Source organism: Vibrio sp. V42_P2S4T144, from assembly GCF_009904715.1.
GTDB lineage: Bacteria > Pseudomonadota > Gammaproteobacteria > Enterobacterales > Vibrionaceae > Vibrio > Vibrio alginolyticus.
In genome coordinates this window covers 1-5,355 of record NZ_WXWS01000161.1, presented here as the reverse complement: position 1 = coordinate 5,355, position 5,355 = coordinate 1, and the positions used below count along the sequence as shown (strand labels likewise).

Annotated in this window: 5 protein-coding genes; all 5 read left to right on the top strand. The window is 46.2% G+C overall.

All coding sequences use genetic code 11. The annotated features are described in order from the left end of the window. Positions 1 to 132 precede the first annotated feature (132 nt). The 5 genes from CAG68_RS05655 (at position 133) to CAG68_RS05635 (ending at position 5,151) form a co-directional block, all read left to right on the top strand. Positions 133 to 882 (top strand): HpcH/HpaI aldolase family protein, encoded by a 750-nt coding sequence (locus tag CAG68_RS05655; RefSeq protein ID WP_053307977.1) that lies wholly within the window; start codon positions 133 to 135, stop codon positions 880 to 882. A gap of 150 nt (positions 883 to 1,032) precedes the next feature. After that, positions 1,033 to 1,989: a LacI family DNA-binding transcriptional regulator gene (locus tag CAG68_RS05650; protein ID WP_025768661.1), complete on the top strand. Its 957-nt coding sequence runs from the start codon at positions 1,033 to 1,035 to the stop codon at positions 1,987 to 1,989. Between the two features lie 267 nt (positions 1,990 to 2,256). Next, entirely contained in the window at positions 2,257 to 3,252 is a 996-nt protein-coding gene (locus tag CAG68_RS05645; protein WP_161440905.1) for a DctP family TRAP transporter solute-binding subunit, read from the top strand. A gap of 58 nt (positions 3,253 to 3,310) precedes the next feature. Continuing rightward, positions 3,311 to 3,874 carry a TRAP transporter small permease gene (locus CAG68_RS05640; RefSeq protein WP_025768663.1) on the top strand — a complete coding sequence of 188 codons (564 nt, stop codon included), beginning with the start codon at positions 3,311 to 3,313 and terminating at the stop codon, positions 3,872 to 3,874. After that, positions 3,871 to 5,151, top strand: coding sequence for a TRAP transporter large permease (locus CAG68_RS05635; protein ID WP_054578612.1), 1,281 nt, complete (start codon positions 3,871 to 3,873; stop codon positions 5,149 to 5,151). The genes CAG68_RS05640 and CAG68_RS05635 overlap by 4 nt, the downstream gene beginning before the upstream one ends. Positions 5,152 to 5,355 lie beyond the last annotated feature (204 nt).

Sequence of the window (5,355 nt, the reverse complement as noted above, 5' to 3'; positions counted from 1 at the left end):
ATAAAAGCAAGTAATAAGGACCTTAATTGAGTTTAATTTTTAATCAAAAATGAGTTTTAGATCACATCATTTTTACTCATCATTTACATTTCTACATGTTAGTTTTTGCATACCTTTGCAAAGGAGAGAATCATGAGCAATTTTAAACAACGTCTGAATCAAGAAACGATATTAGGTACATTTGTTAAAACCCCTCACCCTCACATTATCGAAGTATTGGCACTGGCAGAGTTGCCTTTTGTGGTACTGGATGCAGAGCACGCACCTTTCGATCGCTCCTCGCTTGATCTGTGCATCATGGCGGCCAGAGCGAATGACCTCGCGTGCGTGGTACGAGTACAAGACAGCGCCCCTTCAACCATTTTGAACGCGCTTGACTGTGGCGCGGCGGGTGTACAAATTCCCCATGTTTGTACTGCTGAGCAAGCGACGCAACTGGCGAAAATCTGCCATTACGGAGAAGGTGGCCGAGGGTATGCTGGTTCCAGTCGAGCAGCGCAATACGCCACTAAGCCCATGGTTGAACACTTAAAAGACAGCCGTGCGAATACGATTGTCATTGCACAAATTGAAGACCCTCAAGGGGTTGAAAATGTTGAAGCGATTGCCAATGTTGAAGGAATTGATGCGCTCTTCATTGGCCAAGTTGATCTCACTGTCGCTTATGGTGCTGATAGCGTTCATGATGAGAAAGTCGCACAAGCAAGTATGCGAGTAATCGAAGCGGCCAGAGCCGCCAATAAACCTGTTGGCATGTTTGTCGCGACGGCTCAACAAGCTCGGGAATGGCGTGAACTCGGCGTTAGCTTCTTTTGTGTTGGCTCTGAACACAAAATGATCATTGATGGCTTCAAGCAAGAGAGAAATGTGATGAATTCTTGAGTTTTCTCTGATATTTACGCCTTATCAATGTAATGCTCTAGACACAGAAATCCCCTAGCCCATACACTCAGCACGTATGAGAAGGTTCAATGGCCTTAAATAAGGAGTATCACCATTAAAGCGAAAGTAACTTCGATCGACGTCGCGAAGATGCTCGGCGTCTCTCAATCGACGGTATCTAGAGCATTCAGCCCGACTGCGAGTATTAGCGAGAAGAAACGCAAAATGGTGATGGATGCCGCAGCTAAGCTCGGATACACACCGAATGCCATCGCCCGAGGTCTGATTTCGAATCGTTCAGGCTTAGTGGCGATTGCGTTAGATAGCGAATCAAACCCAATGTACGACATGCAATCTCGTGCTTTGGCTGTCGAAATTCAAAAGCGAGGCGGACAAGTTGTGCTTTGCCCTATCGACAAGGACGACCTCGATCTCGCCATTTCACGCGCCATTGAATACCAAGTGGACGGACTCGTTATCGCCACCAGCCGTTTAACCTCACGCGCGTTTGCCCAATGCGAAAAGTTTGGCGTTCATTTAAGCTTGATCAACCGCTACGCCGAGGGTATTAATGCCAATAGCTCTGGTATTGATAACCGATTGGCGGGCCAACAAGCAGCCGAGTATTTAACGCAGAAAGGCGCAAAACAGTGTGCTTACATCAGTGGCGATGCTGGCTCCATGACCAGTGAAGAGCGTTGGCTGGGTTTCTCTTCAAAATTGCAAGAACTCGGCTCCCCGTCACCAACCTTTATCCAAGCCAAGTACAGCTTTGAAGCAGGCTTAGAAGCGGCGAAAGCGATCTTGTCGCACACTAGCAAACCCGATGCAATTTTTTGTGCAAACGACATCCTCGCCATGGGTGTGATGGATGGCTTGCGACAAGCCGGAGCAAAGATCCCCCAAGACTTCTCTGTGATGGGTGTAGATAACATTCCGATGTCTGCATGGCCGAGCTATGATTTGACCACCATTGCTCAACCAGTCGACAAAATTGTTAAACGAGCGGTTGAAGATTTGATGAATCGAATCAACGGCAACCTGGATGCAACTGGCGAATACCTTTTCGAGCAAGGCACCTTGATCGAACGTAGTAGCACCATTTAATAAATCCATTTTTATTCATTCTTCATAAACAAAATGCCTTGCTTTCGAGTAAGGCATTTTCTGTGATCACGATTAAATTTTCACCAATCGTTATTTAATTCCTCATCAATTCATCAATCTTGTTATTGACTTGTTACTTTAATGTTTTATTTTGGATTCGTATGCAAAATGGATATGAATTGCTCAACTAATTTATAAAAACATAAAAAGTTGTGTGACTTGCCGACGAATGCCAATGGCAGGTCATACCAGAAACAAGGAAGAACGATGAAGAAAGTAATCCTTACTTCACTTACCGCACTGGGGCTTGCATTTAGCAGTATGAATACGTTTGCAACCAGTGTTATTCGTCTTGCTCATGACAGTCAAGAAACCTCTCCCGTACACAAAGCAATGCTCTATTTCGAACAAGAAGTGGAAGCTCGCTCAAACGGTGAGATAGAAGTTGAAATCTATCCGGCGAGACAACTAGGCGATGTGCGTGAGACGACTGAACTCGTACAGCAAGGCAACTTACAAATGACGTTTGGTGCGTCAGTTTTACTCTCTCCCTACGTCCCAGAGTTTAACGTGCTCGACGTGTTCTACCTTTTTGATAGCGAAGAGCAAGCACACAAAGCGCTCGACAGTGAGAAGATCGGACAACCATTGTTGAATGTTATGGAATCAAAAGGCTTTCATGGACTTGGCTTTATGGAGGTCGGCTTTCGTAGCGTGACCAACAACAAACAGCCAATTGATAGTATTGAGGACCTGAAAGGGCTAAAGATTCGCTCGGCATCTAACCCCACTCAAATAAGCGCGTGGAAATCTATTGGTACTGCGCCAACACCTCTGTCTTGGGGAGAAATTTTCACCTCGTTACAACAAGGCCTGATTAACGCTCAAGAAAGTGCTATATACTCTATTTATGCCGAACGTTTTTACGAGGCACAAAAGTACCTCTCTTTAACTAACCATATATACACCAACTACGTGTTGTTCATGAACAAATCGTTTTGGGATTCACTGCCGGCCGAACAACAAGCGCTGATCAGTGAAGTAAGCAAAGAAACCATCGCAAAACAGCGTGAGCTCGCCGCGCAGCAAAACCAAGAAGTAATCAAAGAGCTCGAAGCAAAAGGCATGACGGTTAACATCGTCCCAGACGAGGTACGCAGCATCATGAAAGAGAAAATGAATGCGGCCGTGTACCAGGACTTGCGCAGTAAAACGGGTAAAGACTTGTTTGACAACGTGATGGCCGAGATAGAACGCCTATAACTCCCACTCTTTTGCACGATCTGGCAACAGGTCGTGCTTTCTCGTTTTGGAGGTGAACATGAAGTGGTTTCGCTTACTAGACAAATACCTAGAACCAACCCTTATCGTTATCGCGATCTCAACGATGACAACTTTACTGTGCTTGCAAATCGCCCTACGCTTGTTCGATGCAACGATCGCGTGGGCAGAAGAACTGGCACGTTATTTATTCGTATGGGCGATGTACCTGAGTATCAGCTATTGTATCCGAGATGATCGACACATCCGCATTCGTGTGTTCATCGATAAACTTCCGGGCAATTGGACGCAATTCAGTTTGATTGTCTCTGATCTTATCTACCTTGCCTTTAGTGCCACTGTCGCCTGGTTTGGATTTAAGGTTATAAACCGCAGCCTGCAACTCGGTCAGATTGCACCCGCAATGGAAATTCCTATTGCGTGTTTGTATGCCTCTGTTTTAGTTTGCGCACTATTAAGCTGCGCGCGCCTAGTGACAAGCATTTATCAACGTGTGAACGCGTGCTCCACCAGCAATGAACGAGTTCGCTTTTCTCGCCAACGCTATCGCCATATCAAAGCAAAGTATCGTACTTCTAACCGACTATTGGAGTTTAACGCATGACGTCTGCACTTTTGTTTGGCAGCTTTGGTCTGCTTCTGCTCATTGGCGTTCCGGTCGGTATTGCTCTGGCGGCAGCCAGTATGGTCGCGATATTAAGCCTGCCATTCCTTAACATCGAGTTTTTAGTACAAGGCTTGGTGACAGGGCTCGACTCCTTCCCTCTCCTCGCCGTCGTTCTTTTTACCTTAGCAGGTAACCTTATGAGCCAAGGAGGGATCTCAAAACGATTATTGCATGTGGCGGAGGTCTTCTTTGGCCACTTTACTGGCGGGCTTGGTATCGTGGCCATTGTGGCGTGTATGTTCTTCGCATCCATCTCTGGAACAGGGTCTGCCACTGTTGCCGCTATCGGCCTGACGATGATTCCTTCGATGGTGAAGAAAGGCTACGACCGCAGCTTTGCAGGTGCTTTAATCGCGTCCTCCGGCGGAATTGGCGTCATTATTCCACCCTCTGTGGTGATGATCGTCTACGCGATCACTGCTGAAGTCTCCGTCACTAAGATGTTCATGGCGGGCATCATTCCTGGCTTGGTCGTCGGTATGGTTTTGATCGGCTATTGTCTAATTGTCTCAAAATTGCGGGGCTACACAGGTAACGAGCGCAAAGCGACCTGGGCAGAGCGTCTTGATGCGCTAAAAGAAGCCAGTTGGGCAATGCTACTCCCCGTGATCATTCTCGGCGGTATCTATTCCGGTATCTTCACACCTACCGAATCAGCCGCCATTGGTGTGCTCTATGGCTTATTCTTTGGCATGTTTGTTTATAAAGAGCTCAAACCAGCGCAAGTTGTGAAAATCATTCTAGAGTCGTCACTGTTAGTTGGCGCAGTACTCGTCATTGTGGGTGCGTCCGTGACGTTTGGCCGCATATTGACCCTAGAACGTCTACCGACCGAGATTGCTCAGTTCATTCTATCGATTACTGAAAACAAACTTCTGATACTGCTTTGCATCAATGTCCTGTTGTTGCTTGTCGGTACCTTTATGGAAACGCTGGCAGCCATTGTTATTCTCACGCCAATTCTGTTACCCATTACGTCAGCACTCGGCATGGACCCAGTTCATTTTGGTATCGTGATGATCGTGAACTTGGCCATTGGCTTTGTTACGCCTCCTCTGGGTGCCAACCTGTTTATGGCAAGTCAGGTAGGCAAAGTACCGATAGAGTCGCTCTCTAAAGCCATCATGGGTTGGATTGGTGCAATGATAGTGGCCTTGATGTTGATTACCTTCATCCCTGCCATCTCGCTATCATTACCTGCGCTTTTATCCTGATCGTTGCACTCATAGAGCGCTTATGACTGTTATAGCCACTAGATAAACACCTTTCTAGTGGCTTATTCGTTATCTACTTCCGATTTAATAAAAAAGCCTTTAAGCATTCGTATGCAAAGGGAAAATCTGAAAGATATTAGGATAATTGACACCAAAATAGCTGAATATTAGCGATAAAGTCTATTTGGGTGCCTTGATCTGCAT